Consider the following 16,850-nt stretch of genomic DNA (forward strand, 5'->3'; position numbering starts at 1 on the left):
GGCTGAGGCGCTCATGTCCCCAAGCGTGGACCGCCCGTGTTCGAGGAGTACCAGGGTTGGGTCCGCACTTCGGCGCACCTGGGTTGCAGGGCAAGCAGATGGTGAACCGGGCCCGGCCCGGCCCGCCGGGCACAAGATCCGTCGCACCATGAAAGTACTGCCCACCTCGAGGCTGTGCAGGTCGGCCAGTCGCGCGCAGTTCTTGGCAGACCGAGGGAGAACGCTCGCTCATGCCGCTGACGTCGCCAACGGCGAAGCCCACCCACGTACCGGGTCTGCTGAATCCTCCTGCAGACGAAGCGCCGCGCCATAGTCTCGACTGGGAAGTATGCTGCGCACCTGCCGCGAGCGTCCCCACGGCAGCCTCTGCCGTGGTCATGCCCGTGTCGACACCCCGCCGCAGCTCCGACCTGGCGAGAGTCGTTGTCATCGAGTCCCATTCCTACGAATGGCGTTCCGAAGAACACCCCCCAGAGGCCCCGGGCGCCATCCCGGTAGCCAGCCATGCACACCGAGGCGTCGGCAAACGCCTGCCCGTGACCGACCGGGGCCACTGAACCGACGCCACCTGAGGCACAGACGAGCCCATCGAGCCGACCTCGACCTCATGGTCCGCGAACTCCTCACGACCCTGAGCCTCGCAGCGCCTCCCAGCCGGGCGGGTCAGGACCTTGGTCCCGGCCGGCCGAGGCCAACCTCAGGTAACTTACGGCAGCGTAAGTTACGTTGCCGTAAGTTGCTGAGAGGTTCTGCCGATGTCCCTGATGACCGCACCACCCCTGGCCGAAGTACCCGCTGTCGATGGCCGGCCGCTGCCTGCCGTCATTTCGGGGGGGATGGGGGTGGCGGTGTCGTCCTGGCAGCTGGCGCGGGCGGTGTCGCAGGCCGGGCAGCTCGGCGTGGTGTCCGGGACAGCATTGGACGGCGTGCTCGCCCGCCGGTTGCAGGACGGAGACCTGGGTGGCCACGTGCGGCGGGCGCTGGCGCAGTTCCCGGTGCGGTCGATGGCGGAGCGCGCGCTCCGCCGGTACTTCCGGGCGGACGGCAGGGCCCCCGGCCAGCCCTACACGCCGGTCCCCAAGCTGAGCCTCCGCCCGACCGTGCGAGGAAATGAGCTGTCGATGGTCGCCAACTTCGCCGAAGTGTGGCTGGCCAAAGAAGGTCACGACGGCCTGGTGGGGGTCAACTTCATGGAGAAGGTCCAGATGGCGACGCCGAGTGCGGCGTACGGGGCGATGCTCGCCGGTGTGGACTACGTGCTCATGGGGGCCGGGATCCCCACCGAGATCCCGCAGCTGCTGAACCACCTAGCCGCTCATGAGCCGTGCGCGTTGACCCTGCATGTGGACGGGGCCACGACGGGATACACCGTCGGGCTGGACCCCGAGACCCTCACCGGGGGCGGGCTGGCCCCGCTGCGTCGACCGCGATTCCTGGCGATCGTGTCCGCGCACGTGCTGGCCGCGTACCTGGCGCGCGAGGAAGCCACCAGGCCGGACGGGTTCGTCATCGAGGGTCCGCGGGCGGGTGGTCACAACGCCCCTCCACGCGGGCGCCTGGTCGTGGACGACGACGGGCAACCCGTCTTCGGCCCGCGGGACGACGCGGACCTGGCCAAGGTCGCCGAGGTCGGGCTGCCGTTCTGGCTGGCCGGCGGGTACGGCACACCCGCACAGCTCGTCCGGGCGAGGTCGAGCGGCGCGGCGGGGGTCCAGGTGGGAACGCTGTTCTCGCTGTCCGTCGAGTCCGGGATCGACGTCCCGCTGCGCCAGAGGCTGCTGACCGACCTGGCGGCTGGGCGGCTGGAGGTACGCACCGACGCGCTGGCCTCACCGACGGGCTTCCCCTTCAAGGTCGCGTCACTACCGGGGACGCTCTCCGAGACCGACACCTACGCCGCCCGGCCGCGCCAGTGTGACCTGAGCTACCTTCGCGTCCCGTACGAGCGCACGCCGGGCACCGTCGGCTACCGGTGCCCGGCCGAGCCGGTTGAGGTCTTCGTGCGCAAGGGAGGACTGGCCGCGGACACCGTGGGACGCAAGTGTCTGTGCAACGCGCTCACGGCAAACGTCGGGCTGGGGCAGACCCGCCTCGACGGCTACCACGAACCAGCACTGCTCACCCTCGGCGCGGACCTCTACGGCGTCACCGAGCTGCTGGCGGCTCATCCGACCGGCTGGACTGCGGCCCAGGCCGTCGACTATCTCGTGGGTCAGCCACGCTTTCTGACCAGCATCGCTCGCGCCACCAAGGAGACTGCTTGATGATCCGTATCCCGAATGTTGCCAACGACGCTGGCCGTTCTGTTGCTGTCGTAGGTGGTGGGATCAGCGGGTTGGCCGCAGCTCGAAAGCTGCGCCAACGGGGCGCCCAGGTCACCGTGTTCGAAGCCGGGGATCGCCTCGGCGGCCAGATCCGGACGGTCGCCGTCGCGGGGCACCTCGTGGATGTAGGGGCAGAGGCCGTGCACGCGTCCGCGCCGGGCTTGAGCGCGCTCATCGCCGAGCTGGGCCTGGCCGATGACCAGATCAACGCAACCCGCGGTACCTCGTGGCTGTGGACCCAGCGCGGACTCCGGCGCCTTCCTGCAGGAGTGGGACCAGCCGGTCCACGGCGTCTGGGGCCGGTATTGCGCTCAGGTGTGATGTCCGCGGCCGGGTTGGCCCGGGCCGGCCTCGAGCCGTTGATACCGCGTCGCCGTCTCAATGGCGACATCGCTGTCGGAGACTTCGTCAGCCAGCGATTCGGCTCCCAGGTCGCCGATCGGTTTGTCGACCCTGTGCTCGGGAGCCTGCACTCCGGTGACATCAACCAGTTGAGCCTGCGGGCCACCACTCCGGAGCTCGCGGCCGTGGCCGACGCGCGAGGCTCGGTGCTGCTCAGTCAGCGGGCGCGGCGAAGCGGGCCACCGATGTCGTTCGGCACCTGGGCGGGCGGCCTCACCACGCTGGTGGCGCGGCTGAGCGCCGATACCGACATCGAGGTCAGGACATCCACTCGGGTCAGCTCGGTGAAGGCATTGCCGGATGGCCGCTACTGCGTCCAGGGAGCCAACGCACTGGTGGTCGAGGTGGACGCCGTGGTGCTCGCGGTCCCCGCGGCGGTCGCCGCCGATTTGGTCAGACCGCTGTCGGCGGACGCAGCAAACCTGTTGGGGCGGGTGCGTTCTGCGTCCGTCGCCACCGCCGTCGTCGCCTACCCCCGGGCTGCGGTATGCCGGGTCCGGGCGCTGTCCGGCACCGGACTTCTCGTGCCTTCTTCCAGAGGTCGTCTGCTCAAAGCCGCGACCTTCCTCAGCACCAAGTGGCCGCATCTGGATGACCCGGACCATGTGCTGGTGCGGCTTTCGAGTGGGCGCGCCGACACGCCAGAGACGGGCGATCTCGACGATGCTGCGCTGGTCGCCCGGCTGCACAACGACCTGGTGGACGCGACCGGCCTGACCGCGAGGCCAGCCGAATCCCGTGTGCAGCGCTGGCCCGACGCGATTCCGCAGCTGGAGGTGGGGCACCTGGATCGCGTGGCGTCGGTTCGTGAACACCTGCGGCGCTACCCGGGCCTGTCCTTGGCGGGTGCGTCGTACGACGGGCTGGGCATCACGGCCTGTGTCCGGTCCGGCGAACTGGCGGCGATGTCATGACCGCGGCAGACACGCGCGCCGTCCGGCTGATGCACCACGACGCAGCCGAGCGGCCCTTCATCGTCATCTGGGAGGTCACGCGCGCCTGCCAGCTCGTGTGCACCCACTGCCGGGCCGACGCCATCCGCTCCCGCGACCCCCTGGAGCTCACCACGGACGAGGGTCACCGCCTGCTGGACGACCTCGCCTCTTTCGGGCCACCGCGCCCACTCATCGTCCTCACCGGGGGTGACCCCTTCGAGCGACCCGACCTGGCCGACCTGGTCGCGCACGGCACCAGGCTCGGGCTGAGCATGGCGCTGTCGCCCTCGGTCACCGACCGGCTGACCCGCTCGCTGTTGGTCGACCTGCGCGACGCCGGGGCCAAGGCGGTCTCGCTGTCCCTGGACGGGGCCTGCGCACAGAGCCACGACTCCTTCCGCGGCGTCGAGGGAGTCTTTGCCGCCACGATGGACGCAGCCCGGACGGTGCGTGACATCGGCCTGCGCCTGCAGGTCAACACCACCGTCACCCGAGGCAACGTCCTTGAGCTGCCACGGATCCTGAAGTCCGTGCTCGAGCTGGGCGCAGCCCTGTGGAGCGTGTTCTTCCTGATCCCGACCGGCCGCGGCAAGCACCTCGACCCACTCACCGCGGCGGAGGAGGAAGAGGTCCTGCACTGGCTGCACGACAGTTCAACTCTGGTCGCGATCAAGACCACGGAGGCGCCGCACTACCGGCGGATCGCCATCCAGCGCGCCGGCGTCAGTGACCTGGACGACGTCTTTGCAGTGGGCCCGCTTCGCTCAGCGCTGCGCCGGGACACCGCGGAGCTGCTCAGGGGACGCGAGCCGAGGCCCCGTCGGCCGCGCCCACCGATCGACGTCAACGCCGGTCGCGGTTTCGCCTTCGTCGACCATGTTGGCGTGGTCTACCCCAGCGGATTCCTGCCGACCGCCGTGGGCTCGGTGCGTGAGCAGTCCTTCCCAGACATCTACCGCGGCTCTGGGCTGCTACAGGAGCTGCGCAACCCAGACGCCTTTGGTGGCAGATGCGGACACTGTGAGTTCAGAACCGTCTGCGGGGGTTCGCGCTCGCACGCCTACGCCACGACCGGCGATCCACTGGCCGAGGACCCCAGCTGCAGCTACCAACCAACCGAGGCTGGGCAGGTTCTTCCGATCAGGCGGACCGGCCGATCTGCACCCGCCACAAGGACGGTCCGTGGTCGAGGTACTCCCAGCTGATCTGCCCGGGCTGCTCGGCGTCGAGCTGGTAGCGCAGAGGTTGGGGGTCGTGGTCGTTGGCCAGCACGAAGGAATCGCCCGGTGCCAGCTGCGCGACCACCGCGAAGATCTTCTCGTGTCGAAGGGCTGGGGGCAGCTGCCTGACGTCGAGGTCGCCCGCCTGGACGGACCAGGACACAGGCTGCTCGCCGCCACCTCCGCACCCACAGTTACCGCAGCCACAGCCGCCGTTCTGCTTGGGGGCGCCGTCCGCGTCGGCGCCGAGGATGTCGTGCATGCCCTCGAGCAGGCTGGCCAGATCGACGCCGTCGATGACCAGGGCCGGCAGCAGCTGGTCGTTCTCCTTGGCCAGGTGGGCCTCGAACAGGGCGCGAACCGCCATCGCGGCACCGGCCACCCCGACCGACGTCCGGGCCTGCGCAAGCTCGCCGACCAGCGCTTCGAGCCTGCGGTGCTCAGCGGTCATCGCCTGGACCAGCAGACGGGTTGCGGGCAGGGCGGCCCCTACGCCGTACAGCGTGCTCTCTTCGGCGGCCGCATGTGGCAGCACCTGAGACTGCAGCAGCTCGACGAGGGCTGCGCGGTGCGGCGTGACGTCAACCAGTCGCTCGGCGGCGTTGCGGACGGCGACCGCTCCGGCGGCGACCGCCGTCTCGAGCTGCGCATGGTGTGCGTGGAGGGCGTTCAACGTCTGGGACTGGGACGTCAGCGCGGGGGTGGTGGCGGGCATCGATGCTCCTCGGTTCGGGCGGGCCGCGAAGTTTTCACGGCGAAACTTGTTTTTACTACGTCCATCGGTAAAACTGCAAGTATGCGCAACCACCATCAGCTGCTCGCCAGCGTCAGCCGGACGGCGGTGCTCGGGCTCCTGCGTTCGCGGCACGAGCCGTTGGGCGTCGGTGAGGTGGCCCAGCAGGTCGGGCTGCACCCGAACACCGTGCGGTCCCACCTGGACCTGCTGGTCGACTCCGGCTATGCCGTGCGACGTCTCGAGGCCTCGCGTGGACCGGGCCGCCCGCGGGTGCTTTACGAGGCGACCGCCGCGCCGGACGACGGGACCAACTACCGGCTGCTCGCCGAGGTGTTGGCCCTCCACCTGGTCTCCACCAGCGAGCGCCCCGGTGAGGCCGCGGTGAACGCGGGACGGGGCTGGGCGCGGACGCAGCCGCGCGCTGGGGGTGAGGGGTCGCCAGGTGGACCGGCCATCAGCGAGCAGGACGCGGTCTCGCAGGTGGTGCGCATCCTTGCCGACAGCGGTTTCGCACCCGAGGTGAGCGGCGATGGCACCGTCATCAACCTGCACCACTGCCCGTTCCGCGAGCTGGCCGTGAGCCACCCGGAGGTGGTGTGTGGCACCCACCTGGGCATCATCCAGGGCGCCCTGGCCGAGCTGGGTGCTCCAGTGCAGGCCACCCGCCTGCTTCCCTTCGTCGAGCCCGACCTGTGCATCACCACCCTGACGTCCCGGCCGCCGGGCGCGACCGCGACGGCTGAGATCACGGCTGAGATCCTGCCGTGAGGCCGGCGTGGCACCGAATGCCGCTGCTCGCGCTTGGCGCCGCATCGCTGCTCAGTGGTTTGGCCGGCGCCCTGGCGCGGCTCGGCGCCGGCACCCCGAGCCCATTGGGGGCGGCTGCCGGGCACGGCGTCTTGATGACCCTGGGCTTTCTGGGCACCCTGATCGCCCTCGAACGCGCCGTCGCCCTGCGCCAGGCGTGGGGCTACTTGGCGCCGTTGCTCTCCGGTCTCGGCGGCCTGGCGATCGTGGCCGGCGTGCCCGCGCCATGGCCCCCGCTGCTGATGGCCGCGGCCGGCGCCTGGCTGAGCGCCGGGTACCTCGTCATGTGGCAACGTCAGCCGACCGTGCACATCACGGTCCAGGCCCTCGGCGCCCTTGCCTGGTGGGGCGGCGCCATGTGCTGGCTCGCCGGCACGGACCTGCCCGGTCTTGCGCCTTGGCTCGCGGCGTTCGTCGTCCTCACCATCGCCGGCGAGCGGGTCGAGCTGGCGCGGCTTGCACTGGTGGGTCGCCGCTATCGCGAGGTCGTGCTGGTGTGGTCGGCGCTGATCCTTGGTGGGCCGGCCCTCACCGTCGTCTGGCCCGCGGTCGGCGCTCGGGTGCTCGGGGTCGGCCTCTTGGTGTTGTCCGGGTGGCTGGTGCGGTACGACATCGCCCGACGCACCGTGCATGCACGTGGCCTGACCCGCTACATGGCCAGCTGCCTGCTGACCGGCTACGGCTGGCTCGGGGTCGCGGCCCTCATCTGGATCTGGCGCGGCGCTCTCACCGACGGACCTGCGTACGACGCCACCCTGCACGCAGTGTTCCTGGGCTTCGCGATGTCAATGGTGCTGGGCCATGCACCGGTGATCCTGCCCGCGGTCCTGCGGGTCCGACTGCCCTACCACCCGCGCGACTACGGCGTCCTCGCGTTGCTGCACGGCTCGCTCGCCCTGCGGATCGTCGGTGGTGACCTGTTCGATGTTGAGCTGCTACGCGTCGTTGGAGGGGTCCTGGGCGTCGTGACCCTGCTCGCGTTCGTGGCGTACGCCGCCAGCTCGGCATACGGCGCCCGCCGCGGCGGCCACCGGCCGGCGGTGGCGGCCGCACCGACCACCTTCGAGCTCCAGGGGGGCCGACGATGAGCATCCCCGTCCGGACGACCATTCAGATCACCGACACCACCACTCCCGGCGCGGGGACACACCCTGCTCCGCCCGCGGGTCAGCGGCCGCGGTGGTCGTGGCACCTGCGGGCCAACGGTGTCGTTCTGGCGTACGTCGCGCTCGCCGTGCTTGCCGTCACGCTGCAGGACTGGCCCGCGCTGCCCGTGCCCCGATGGCTGGCGATACACCTGCTGCTGCTGGGCGCGGCCACGAACGCGATCATGACCTGGACCGAGCACTTCGCAGTCGCCCTGATGCGCGCCCGCAAGCCGTCCCCTCGAGCCTCGGCCGGTCGACTGGCTGCCCTCAACCTGTCGATCGTGGGCGTCCTGGTCGGGGTCGGCTTTGAGCTGTCAGCGGTCACGGTCCCGGCAGCCACGCTGCTGGGCGCTGTCGTCCTGGCGCACGTGGGGGTACTGCTGCAGATCGCCCGCCACGCCCTGATGGGCAGGTTTGCTGGCACCGTGCGGTTCTACGTCGCTGCCGGCCTCGCGCTCGTCGTCGGTATCAGCTTCGGCACGCTGCTTGCCGTGGACGTCGTCCCGCACAAGCTGCACGAGCTGCTGCATGCCGCGCACGTGCACGCCAACGTCTTCGGCTGGGTCGGGCTGACCGTGTTGGGCACTCTGTTCACCCTGTGGCCGACGGTGCTGCGCACCCGGATGGTCGATCAGGTCATGCGCAGCGCCAGACGATGCCTGGTGCTCACCACAACCGGCCTCGCCCTCACTGTGACGGGGCTGAGCACGGATCTGCGCTGGGTCGCTGCCGCCGGCCTAACGACCTACGGTGGGGGCGTCATCGTCGCGTTGCATCCCTTTGTCGCCACATGGCGCCGCAAGACTCCGCGCGACAGTGCCGCGTGGTCGCTCGCAGCCGGCACTGGCTGGCTCGTGATCGGGGTTGCTGCCGACCTGGTGCTGCTCGTGACCGCACCCGACATCACGTCGTACCTGCCACGGTTGGACGCGCTGATCCCGCCGCTGGCCGTCGGCTTCGTGCTGCAGACCCTGCTCGGCGCCCTGACCTACCTCCTGCCGGTGATCCAGGGGGGTGGGCCCGCCCGGGTCCGTGCGGGCATCGAGCAGCTCTCGCCGTGGTGGCGGGTTCGGGTGACCACACTCAACGCCGGCGCGCTGCTGGTGGCCGTGTCCAGCACGCTCGACGTCCCGAGCGTGGTGTCGGCGCTGGGCTGGGCTCTGGTGGTGGCACCGGTCGTGACGTTCCTCGCACTCGTCATCGGCGGGCTGGTGCGACCGTCCGCGCGGTCGCCTCTGGCGGGTGTTGCGCTGGGCCTGGTGATGACCTTGGTGCCGGTGGCCATCGCGGTCTCCGGCCAGGGCACAGCAACGGTGCCGGAGTCACTCTCGCTGCCGGCAGCCACAGGGGTGCAGGAGGTTGCGGTCTCCTTGGTGAACATGGACATCCGGCCGGGGCTGATCGAGGTGCCGGCCGGCACCGCCCTGCGACTGGTCGTGACCAACCGCGAGGCAATGCGCCACGACGTGGCGATTGAGAGCGGCCCGGCCACTCCCATGCTGGCCCCGGGTGCGAGCGCCACGCTCGACCTCGGGACCGTGACCACCGACCGGTCCGGCTGGTGCACCGTCCCGGGCCACCGGGCGGCCGGGATGACGCTGCACATCCGAGTCACCGGCGCAGGCGGCTCCGCTGGCGGCGGTCCCCCAACGATGTCGGGAAAGTCCAGCGACCCGTCGTCCACTCTGGACGTCCACGGTGAGCCCGGACCCGGGTGGACGCCGTACGACGCCAGACTTGACCCCGCTCCCCCCTCTGAGGTGCACCGGATCACCCTGCCCGTGGTCGAACGTGAGGCTGAGGTCGCGCCTGGGGTCCGGCAAACGACGTGGACGTTCGGCGGCATGGCGCCCGGTCCGACGCTGCGCGGAAAGGTCGGCGACCTGTTCGAGGTGACCCTGGTCAACGGCGGCACCACGGCGCACGGCGTGGACTTCCATGCCGGCCAGACCGCGCCCGCCCAGGTGATGCGCACGCTGGGGCCGGGCGAGTCTCTCGTCTACCGGTTTCGTGCTGACCACGCCGGTGTATGGCTCTATCACTGCAGTGCCATGCCGATGACGCAGCACATCGCGAACGGCATGTACGGAGCGGTGATCATCGACCCGCCGAACCTGCCGGAGGTCGATCGCGAGTACATCGTGGTGGCCTCACAGCTCTACCTGGGCGGCACGGCTGGCGGCGCGGACGTTGGCGCCCTGGGCCGTGGTGTTGAGGACGCCGCGATGTTCAACGGCTACCCCGACCAGTATGTGCACGCCCCGTTGACCGCGAGGGTGGGCGAACGAGTGCGCTGGTGGGTGGTTGTCGCCGGGCCGGGCGGAGGCACGGCCTTCCACATCGTCGGCGCCCAGTTCGACACGGTGTTCAAGGAGGGCGCCTACCTGCTTCGCCGCGACAATGCCGAACACGGAGCCAGCCAGGTGCTCGACCTGGCCGCCGCGCAGGGGGGTTTTGTCGAGCAGGTCTTCACCGAGCCCGGGCGCTACTCCCTGGTCGATCACGACATGCGCCGTGGCGAGAACGGCGCTCGCGGGATCGTGGAGGTCACCCGCTGATGCTCAGCTGGTGGTCCCTCGTGCGATTCGTGCACGTCGTGTCCGCGATGCTGTGGGTGGGCGGACAGCTGAGCATCTCGTTGATGGTGCTGCCGGTCGCGCGCCGACTGCTGCGGGTCGAGGACCGGGGCCCGGTGCTCAGCGCACTGGGACGGCGCTTCGGCATCTTCACCGTCGCGGCCTTCCTGCCGCTGCAGGTGGGCAGCGGGCTGTTGTTGGCCTGGCACAAGGGCGTCACGTTCTCCTCCCTCTCCGACCCCGGCTACGGCCGCACGCTGGCTGCCAAGCTCGTGGCGTTCGCTCTCGTCATGGTTGCGGCCGGCGGGCACGGCTGGGCCATGGGCACCAAACGCCAGGCGTTCGCCCGCTCGCTCGCGATCGCCTCGCTGATCGGTTCACTGGCCATCGTCGTGCTCGCCACCGCACTGCCCCAAACCTGACACCATCAGGCCATCGGGCTCGCACCATCGAGCCCTGGCTCCGGGCCCACGCACGTCGGTGTCACCCTTGTGCAGCTTGGACGTGGGAAATCATCGAGTGGGCGACGATCAAGGGACGAGGACCTGACGGGCGAGCGCCAGGATGATCGGGACGACACTCGTGAGGCAGAACGCCGGCAGGAAGTTGAGCCCCAGCGGCAGGACCATCCGGACGGCGACCCGGGCCGCGTCGACGTCCATCCGGGCGAGCTCTGTCGCCCGCAGGTCCTCGGCGCCCTTGACCAGCAGCGTCGACGGCGCCACACCCGCCCGGGTGGCCAGGCGCAGAGCCTGACCGGCGTGACCCCAGGCTGGGTCCACCGTGGCCCATGCCGTCCGCTCGTCGACCCCCCATCGCAAGGCGGCAGCTACTGCGGCGAGCTGACTCCCGGAAGCACCCGGGGACTGCAGGGCCACTTCCTCGATCGCTTCGACCACCCCGCACCCCGACTGCAGCGCCAGGGCGAGCAGGACCATGCTGGAGGCCACGTCGTCGGTTGTCAGCACCGCCCCGGGGCCGGTCCGGCCCCCCGGCCGCCCCCCGGCGCCGGGCGCCGTCACCGGCTGCCGCCGTGGCCACGCCACCACCGCGAGGCCGACGAGGACCCCGGCGAGGAGGAGCGGCCCGTTCACCCCGGCCCCCGCTCCGCGGGACGGGGCCGGGCCAGAGCGCCCACCATCCGGCTACACCACCACCGGCCCACCACGAGGAAGAGGCCACCGACCGCGACGGACGACACGGCGGGGGCGCTGCCATAGAGCTCCGCCGGGGAGATACCGAGCAGCAGGGCGACACCGGGCCCGAGCGCAGGCAACAGGCTGAGCACGGTGGTGCTGGCCCGAGGGCCCGCGAGCGCGACGGCGAGGCGGCGCTCTCGCGCAGTCCGCTGCCGGACGAGGTCTGCGGCCAGGGCGACCGAGTCGGCAAGCGGGGCACCGAGGTCCTCCGACAACGCCCAGGCCCGACTGATCAGCACCAGCTCGGGGGAGCCGGAGACGCGTGCAGCGCGGCCCCAGACCGGGGCCAGCCTCTCCCCCGCCCCCGCCGCGGCGAGGAGGTCAACGACCAAATCCACCGCGGACAACCCCGGGAGCACCGGGGCAGCACCGGGTGCGCGCAGCATGGCGACGGCCATGCGGGGCCCCGCCGCAACGTCGAGGCATCTCAGGGCGCCAGCAGGGTCGAGACCGGCACGCAAGGCCGGGGCCAGGGAGTCGAGGATGACGAGGACGGCCTCCAGCTCTGCACTCGTCCTCCGCCGTGCCCCACCCTGACCCCCGAGGCGCCCCCGGAACCCCTCGCACGGGCGCGTGCTCTGCGCGCCTGGCCGGAACCGGCCCCCGGGCGAGCGGGGCGCAGCACTCCGCACGCCCATGCCATCGACGCCGACGCGTCCACGGGACGGCCAGACCAGGACCGCACCAAGCACCAACGCGGCGGCGATGACGGCGCTCACGAGCCGTCCACCGCGAGGCCGAGGAGGCCCGCCAAACGTGGCCAACCGGGGCCACGCTGCTCGGTGCTGCCGTCCCAACGCAGCGCCTCAGTGACACCTGGGCGACCCAAGGACGAGCAGGCGAGCACCCCGATCGACTCGATGCGCCGGGTGGTGCGCCCCTCCGAGCCGCTGCGGCGCAGGTGGATGACGACGTCCACCGCGCTCACCAGCTGGGCATGGACCGCTGACGGCCCCAGGTCGGCCAGGGCGCCGAGGGCCTCGAACCGGGCCACCACGTCTGCGGCCGCGTTGGCATGGACCGTGCCGCAACCGCCCTCGTGGCCGGTGTTGAGAGCGGCCAGCAGCTCCCGGACCTCGGCGCCGCGCACCTCCCCGACGATGAGCCGATCAGGACGCATCCGCAACGCCTGACGGACGAGCGTCGTGAGCGTCACCTCGCCGGCACCCTCGACATTGGCGGGGCGGGCCTCGAGCCGGATGACGTGGCCGTGGTCGACCCGCAGCTCGCGCACGTCCTCGACGACGACGAGCCGCTCGTCGGCCCCCGCCTCTGCCAGCAGGGCCCCGAGCAGTGTCGTCTTGCCGGCTCCCGTGCCACCGCTGATGACGAAGGCCACCCGTCGCGCGACGAGCGCCCGAAGCACGCCCTGCCAACGCGCCGGAAACAAACCGCGGTCCCCGAGGTCGGTAAGGCTCGCCCGAGCCCGGGCGGGGACGCGCAGGGTCAGGTGGGGCCCACCCGCGACGAGGGGCGGCAGGATCGCGTGCAGCCGCACTCCGGACGGCAACTGCCCGTCCACATAGGGAGCGGTCTCGTCGAGGCGTCGACCGGCGAGGCCAGCCAGGCGCACGGCAAGCTGCCGCCGTGCCTCCGGCCCGCCGAGGTCCATCTCGACCCGCTCCATTCCGCGTCCGCGGTCGACCCACACGGACCCGTCACCGTTGACCGCGACGTCGCTCACCTCGTCGTCAGCGAGCAGCGGCTCCAGCGGACCCGCGCCCAGCAACCGCGACCGGAGCCCCTCGTGGACCATGGCCACCCCCGTCAACCCCAACGTCGCCAGACCGGCGCCCGCGACCCGACCGAGCGATTCGACGTCGGGCGCCCGACCCTGGCGGATCTGCTCCCAAGCCGGTCCGGGCAGGCCGGCCGGGCCGACGCTCACGCCGCGCCGGCCCGGTCGCCAAACACGGCCCGGTCGCCAAACACGGCCCGGTCGCCCAGCACGGCCCGGTCGCCCAGCACGGCCCGGGCCAGGCAGTCGTCGGCCACCGAAGCCACGCATCCGCGCCCCCTCGCCCCGGGCGCCACCCCATGGACGAGATCGCCGCGCAGCATCCGGTCGTCGCTGAGGATCCCGATCACCGACAGGCCCGTCGACTCCTCGACCAAGGGGCGCAGCTCGCTGATCCGGCGGTCGCCACGCAGACAGACGACGACGTCCGCGCACCTGCCGTCCAGCCACCGTCCGATGGCGGACAGCGCGGCCAGCTGGCGGGGCTCGGCCCCGGCCACCACCACGACCAGGGTGGCGAGCTTCAGCACCGCCGGCGCAAGGACCGTCTCCGCCGCCGCGTCGACGACCACCAGTCGTCGCGACCCCGCGAGAGCGGCGACGACCTGGACGACGACGCCGACCTCGGGCGCCGACAGGTCCTCCCGGCCAAAGGACAACACGGGGACGCCCTCGGCGCGCGGCAACCGGGAGACGAGCGCCGACGCATCCGCAGCGCCGGAGAGGGCGACCAGGTCGGCCCACCGCACACCGGCCTCCTGCTCGGCGCCGAACGTCACGTCGAGGCCCCCACCGAATGGCCGCAGGTCGACGGCGACCACCTCGACACCGGCCCGGACCGCCCGAACCGCGACGGCAGCAGCGAGAGCCGACGCACCCACGCCTCCCGACGCCCCCATGACGACGACCACCGCTGGCTCAACCATCCGCCTCACCCTCCGGTTCACCACTCCCGAACCACCCATGCCGAAAGCATCCGGGAGGTGCACGGCACCACGCCAGCGCGGATCGCGAGCATTGTGGACTTCGGGACGTCGGCCGCCCACCTTGTGGACAACGGTCGTCGTCCACCTCCGGGGTAGCAGTCCCTCTTTCGACGGAGACGAGCGACGGCCCCCGCCGGGGGACGACGGGGGCCGCGTGCACGCTGGCCCCGGGGGGGAGGAGCCAGTGCGCAACCTGCGCTCAACCCGCCGTGGGCAGGGAGCGCGCCTCAAATTGTCCGCCCCGACCCCCGTCCATGGCAATCAGGTGCTGGTCCGCAATGACCGATTTATCGGAAGGTGTCCGTCCGAAAGGAACGCCCTGTCATAAAGCCGCCACCCCACGGCGAGACAATCAGTGCAAAGTGATGGCACCTCGCCCCTGACGGGTGAGGTGCCATCACGACCGTGATGCATCGCGAGTTACCAGAGCGTGCACTTTTTTGTCGCAGTGGGTCGGCAAAGCCCCCACCAACGAGCTGTCCATCAGTGGACCGGCCGCGCGTGGGTGCCCGGCTGCTTCACGGTGGTTCAACTGGCACGAGTGCCACCACAAGTTGTACTCGCCTCGGGCCCGGAAATGAAGGGCTTGGGTCCCGATGTCGGTGGCACGCCACCCGGGTGGCCCCGTCGCGGGGGGCTCCCTCCGACGCGTCAGCCGAGTCGTCCGGCGCGGACGGCCGCGCAGATCCGCTCCCCCTCCCCGGCGCCGGCCGTCACCGCCCCAGCGCAGTGCTGGAGCCAGAGCGCCACCCCGGCCCGGCTGCCGGTCCCGTATGCCGTGAGCGCACCGAGATAGGCCGGCCCGCCGGCGGCGCGGTGCCCGACCTCGGGTACCGCCACGCCCGTCGGGTCGAGGCCGCTGGCCTGGATCACGGATCGCTCCATGGCGCGGGCCACGGCCCCGTTGCCACGCACGAACGGGCGCACCGAGGCGATCTCGGCGTGCACCAGGGCGGCGAGGATGACGGCCGGCACGTGGCGCGCCGACGTCAGCAGGACGGCGAGGTCCGCGAGGCGCGCCGCGACGACGGGCGGCACTGGCGCGGGGCCGAGGTCGGTGAGCTCCCGGGAGACCTCGTCGTCATGACGCGGTCGTCCCACCTGCTCTGGAGGCAGCAGTCCCGCCATGGCCGCAACGTGCAACCGGGCCATCGCCTGCAGGGGCGCCGTCAGCACGAGACCGACGACGTGCTCGGTCTCGGCCGTGGCCTGGACGACGCCGCGGAGCACCTGGTCCACCGGGTCGGGGTCGCTCGGCCACGCCAGCGCCCCCCGGACGTGGTCGCGGACCCGGTCGACGGGCAGGTCCGCGCCCTCGAGCGCCGAACTGGCCTGCGCTCCCCGGATCCGCGACTCGGCAGCCGCCTCGGGGATCCGCCGGCGCAGCGCTTCGTGGAATCGCAGCCTGGTGCATGCCTCCCGGGCGGTCTCCGCCCCCTCCGCGACCCCGGGAAGGAGATGGAGCAGGCCCACCGATTCGAGGATGTCTGCCACTGCTGCACCCTACGACGACGGTGCCGGGGACCGGACGCCGGTGGCTGGCGACCGGCGATCGGCGATCGGCGAGAGCGGGCCCTACAGTGCGACGGTGACTGCGAACCAGGTCGTCCTCGCCCTTGCCGCGGGCGCCCTGTTCGTCGTCCTCGCGGGCCTGCTGCGGTTGCTGCGCCGGCGGCGGTTCGTCAGCGAGGTGGACCGGGCGACCTACGAGACGCTGCACACGGCCTCCCTCGCTGCCCGACACCTGCGCGACGGCCTGACGCCCGAGGGTGCCGAGCGGGCCACCCGGCAGCTGCGCTCGATGCTCGGGAGCCGCGCCATCGCCCTGGCCGACCCCACCGACGTCCTCGCCTGGGACGGCGTCGGGAGCCACCACAAGGACGCGGTGCACGCGCAGGCGCAGCCTGTCCTGACCTCCGGGCGGACCGTCGTCCTGTCCGAGGAGGACATCAGCTGCGCCGACCCGGACTGCCCGATCCGGTCCGGCGTCCTGGCGCCCATCGTCGCCGACGAGCGCGTGGTCGCCGCCCTCGCGGCATACGGGCCCTCGGTCTCGACCGGGCTCGTGCGCGCGACCGAGGAGGTGGCGCAGTGGATCTCCACCCAGCTCGAGCTCGCCGAGCTCGACCGCCAGCGCACGCGGCTCATGGAGGCCGAGCTGCGCGCCCTGCGCGCCCAGATCTCCCCCCACTTCATCTACAACTGCCTCGGCGCCATCGCGTCGTTCGTGCGGACCGACCCCGACCGGGCCCGTGAGCTGATCCTCGAGTTCGCGGACTTCACCCGCTACGCGTTCCGCCGCGGCGGCGCCTTCACCACGCTGCGGGACGAGCTGCGCAACATCGAGCGCTACCTCGTCCTCGAGCAGGCCCGGTTCGGCGACCGGCTCGTCGTCACGCTGACCATCGCGCCCGAGGTCCTGCCCGTGGCAGTCCCCTTCCTGTCGGTGCAGCCGCTGGTCGAGAACGCCGTGCGGCACGGGCTCGAGCGCAAGGCGGGCATCGGCCACGTGACGATCACCGCCGCCGACCTCGGCTCCTCCGCGGAGATCAGCATCGAGGACGACGGGATCGGCGGCGACCCCGACGTCATCCGCGCCGTGCTCGCCGGGGAGAGCTCAGCAGACAGCGTCGGGCTCGGCAACGTCGACGCGCGGCTGCGCCAGGCCTTCGGCGACCAGCACGGACTCGTCGTGGAGACCGCCCCGGGCGCGGGCACCCGCGTCACCTTCCGGGTTCCCAAGTACGCCCCCGGCGTGCACGCCGAGTCGTAGCCTGAC

Annotated in this window: 14 protein-coding genes; 8 read left to right on the forward strand and 6 right to left on the reverse strand. The window is 71.7% G+C overall.

The features are described 5' to 3' along the window. Positions 1 to 755 precede the first annotated feature (755 nt). Genes ACLL9L_RS06110 through ACLL9L_RS06120 form a run of 3 tightly spaced genes read left to right on the forward strand, consistent with a single transcriptional unit; the run spans position 756 to position 4,866 of the window. Positions 756 to 2,264: a nitronate monooxygenase gene (locus ACLL9L_RS06110; RefSeq protein WP_411283752.1), complete on the forward strand. Its 1,509-nt coding sequence runs from the start codon at positions 756 to 758 to the stop codon at positions 2,262 to 2,264. Further along, entirely contained in the window at positions 2,264 to 3,640 is a 1,377-nt protein-coding gene (gene hemG / locus ACLL9L_RS06115; protein WP_411283753.1) for a protoporphyrinogen oxidase, read from the forward strand. The genes ACLL9L_RS06110 and hemG overlap by 1 nt, the downstream gene beginning before the upstream one ends. Beyond that, complete coding sequence (locus ACLL9L_RS06120; RefSeq protein WP_411283754.1) at positions 3,637 to 4,866, forward strand: TIGR04053 family radical SAM/SPASM domain-containing protein; 1,230 nt, start codon at positions 3,637 to 3,639, stop codon at positions 4,864 to 4,866. Before hemG ends, ACLL9L_RS06120 begins: the two co-directional genes overlap by 4 nt. Here ACLL9L_RS06120 and ACLL9L_RS06125 read toward each other — a convergent pair. Continuing rightward, positions 4,802 to 5,596 carry a DUF2249 domain-containing protein gene (locus ACLL9L_RS06125; protein WP_411283755.1) on the reverse strand — a complete coding sequence of 265 codons (795 nt, stop codon included), beginning with the start codon at positions 5,594 to 5,596 and terminating at the stop codon, positions 4,802 to 4,804. The genes ACLL9L_RS06120 and ACLL9L_RS06125 overlap by 65 nt on opposite strands. Positions 5,597 to 5,677: 81 nt before the next feature. Here ACLL9L_RS06125 and ACLL9L_RS06130 point away from each other — a divergent pair, with 81 nt between their 5' ends. From ACLL9L_RS06130 to ACLL9L_RS06145, 4 genes are read left to right on the forward strand one after another with little or no spacing between them, the layout of a single operon-like run. Continuing rightward, positions 5,678 to 6,385 (forward strand): helix-turn-helix transcriptional regulator, encoded by a 708-nt coding sequence (locus tag ACLL9L_RS06130; protein WP_411283756.1) that lies wholly within the window; start codon positions 5,678 to 5,680, stop codon positions 6,383 to 6,385. Between the two features lie 17 nt (positions 6,386 to 6,402). Beyond that, positions 6,403 to 7,512: a hypothetical protein gene (locus ACLL9L_RS06135; RefSeq protein WP_411283757.1), complete on the forward strand. Its 1,110-nt coding sequence runs from the start codon at positions 6,403 to 6,405 to the stop codon at positions 7,510 to 7,512. Continuing rightward, on the forward strand, positions 7,509 to 10,130 hold the full coding sequence (locus ACLL9L_RS06140) for a multicopper oxidase domain-containing protein (protein ID WP_411283758.1): 2,622 nt from the start codon (positions 7,509 to 7,511) through the stop codon (positions 10,128 to 10,130). Before ACLL9L_RS06135 ends, ACLL9L_RS06140 begins: the two co-directional genes overlap by 4 nt. Then, positions 10,130 to 10,570, forward strand: a complete 441-nt coding sequence (locus tag ACLL9L_RS06145) for a hypothetical protein (RefSeq protein WP_411283759.1) — start codon at positions 10,130 to 10,132, stop codon at positions 10,568 to 10,570. Before ACLL9L_RS06140 ends, ACLL9L_RS06145 begins: the two co-directional genes overlap by 1 nt. A gap of 108 nt (positions 10,571 to 10,678) precedes the next feature. Here ACLL9L_RS06145 and ACLL9L_RS06150 read toward each other — a convergent pair whose 3' ends face one another. The 5 genes from ACLL9L_RS06150 to ACLL9L_RS06170 all read right to left on the reverse strand — a co-directional run bounded on the left by ACLL9L_RS06150 (position 10,679) and on the right by ACLL9L_RS06170 (position 15,565). Then, complete coding sequence (locus ACLL9L_RS06150) at positions 10,679 to 11,242, reverse strand: type II secretion system F family protein (protein WP_411283760.1); 564 nt, start codon at positions 11,240 to 11,242, stop codon at positions 10,679 to 10,681. Beyond that, positions 11,239 to 12,066 (reverse strand): type II secretion system F family protein, encoded by an 828-nt coding sequence (locus ACLL9L_RS06155; protein ID WP_411283761.1) that lies wholly within the window; start codon positions 12,064 to 12,066, stop codon positions 11,239 to 11,241. The genes ACLL9L_RS06150 and ACLL9L_RS06155 overlap by 4 nt, the downstream gene beginning before the upstream one ends. After that, complete coding sequence (locus ACLL9L_RS06160; RefSeq protein ID WP_411283762.1) at positions 12,063 to 13,235, reverse strand: TadA family conjugal transfer-associated ATPase; 1,173 nt, start codon at positions 13,233 to 13,235, stop codon at positions 12,063 to 12,065. The genes ACLL9L_RS06155 and ACLL9L_RS06160 overlap by 4 nt, the downstream gene beginning before the upstream one ends. Continuing rightward, complete coding sequence (locus tag ACLL9L_RS06165; RefSeq protein WP_411283763.1) at positions 13,232 to 14,011, reverse strand: hypothetical protein; 780 nt, start codon at positions 14,009 to 14,011, stop codon at positions 13,232 to 13,234. Before ACLL9L_RS06165 ends, ACLL9L_RS06160 begins: the two co-directional genes overlap by 4 nt. Positions 14,012 to 14,722: 711 nt before the next feature. After that, positions 14,723 to 15,565, reverse strand: a complete 843-nt coding sequence (locus ACLL9L_RS06170; RefSeq protein WP_411283764.1) for a Fic family protein — start codon at positions 15,563 to 15,565, stop codon at positions 14,723 to 14,725. 94 nt (positions 15,566 to 15,659) lie between these two features. Here ACLL9L_RS06170 and ACLL9L_RS06175 point away from each other — a divergent pair, with 94 nt between their 5' ends. After that, positions 15,660 to 16,844 (forward strand): sensor histidine kinase, encoded by a 1,185-nt coding sequence (locus tag ACLL9L_RS06175; RefSeq protein ID WP_411283765.1) that lies wholly within the window; start codon positions 15,660 to 15,662, stop codon positions 16,842 to 16,844. Positions 16,845 to 16,850: the final 6 nt, after the last annotated feature.

Source organism: Lapillicoccus sp. (assembly GCF_046595215.1).
Taxonomy (GTDB): Bacteria; Actinomycetota; Actinomycetes; order Actinomycetales; family Dermatophilaceae; genus Lapillicoccus.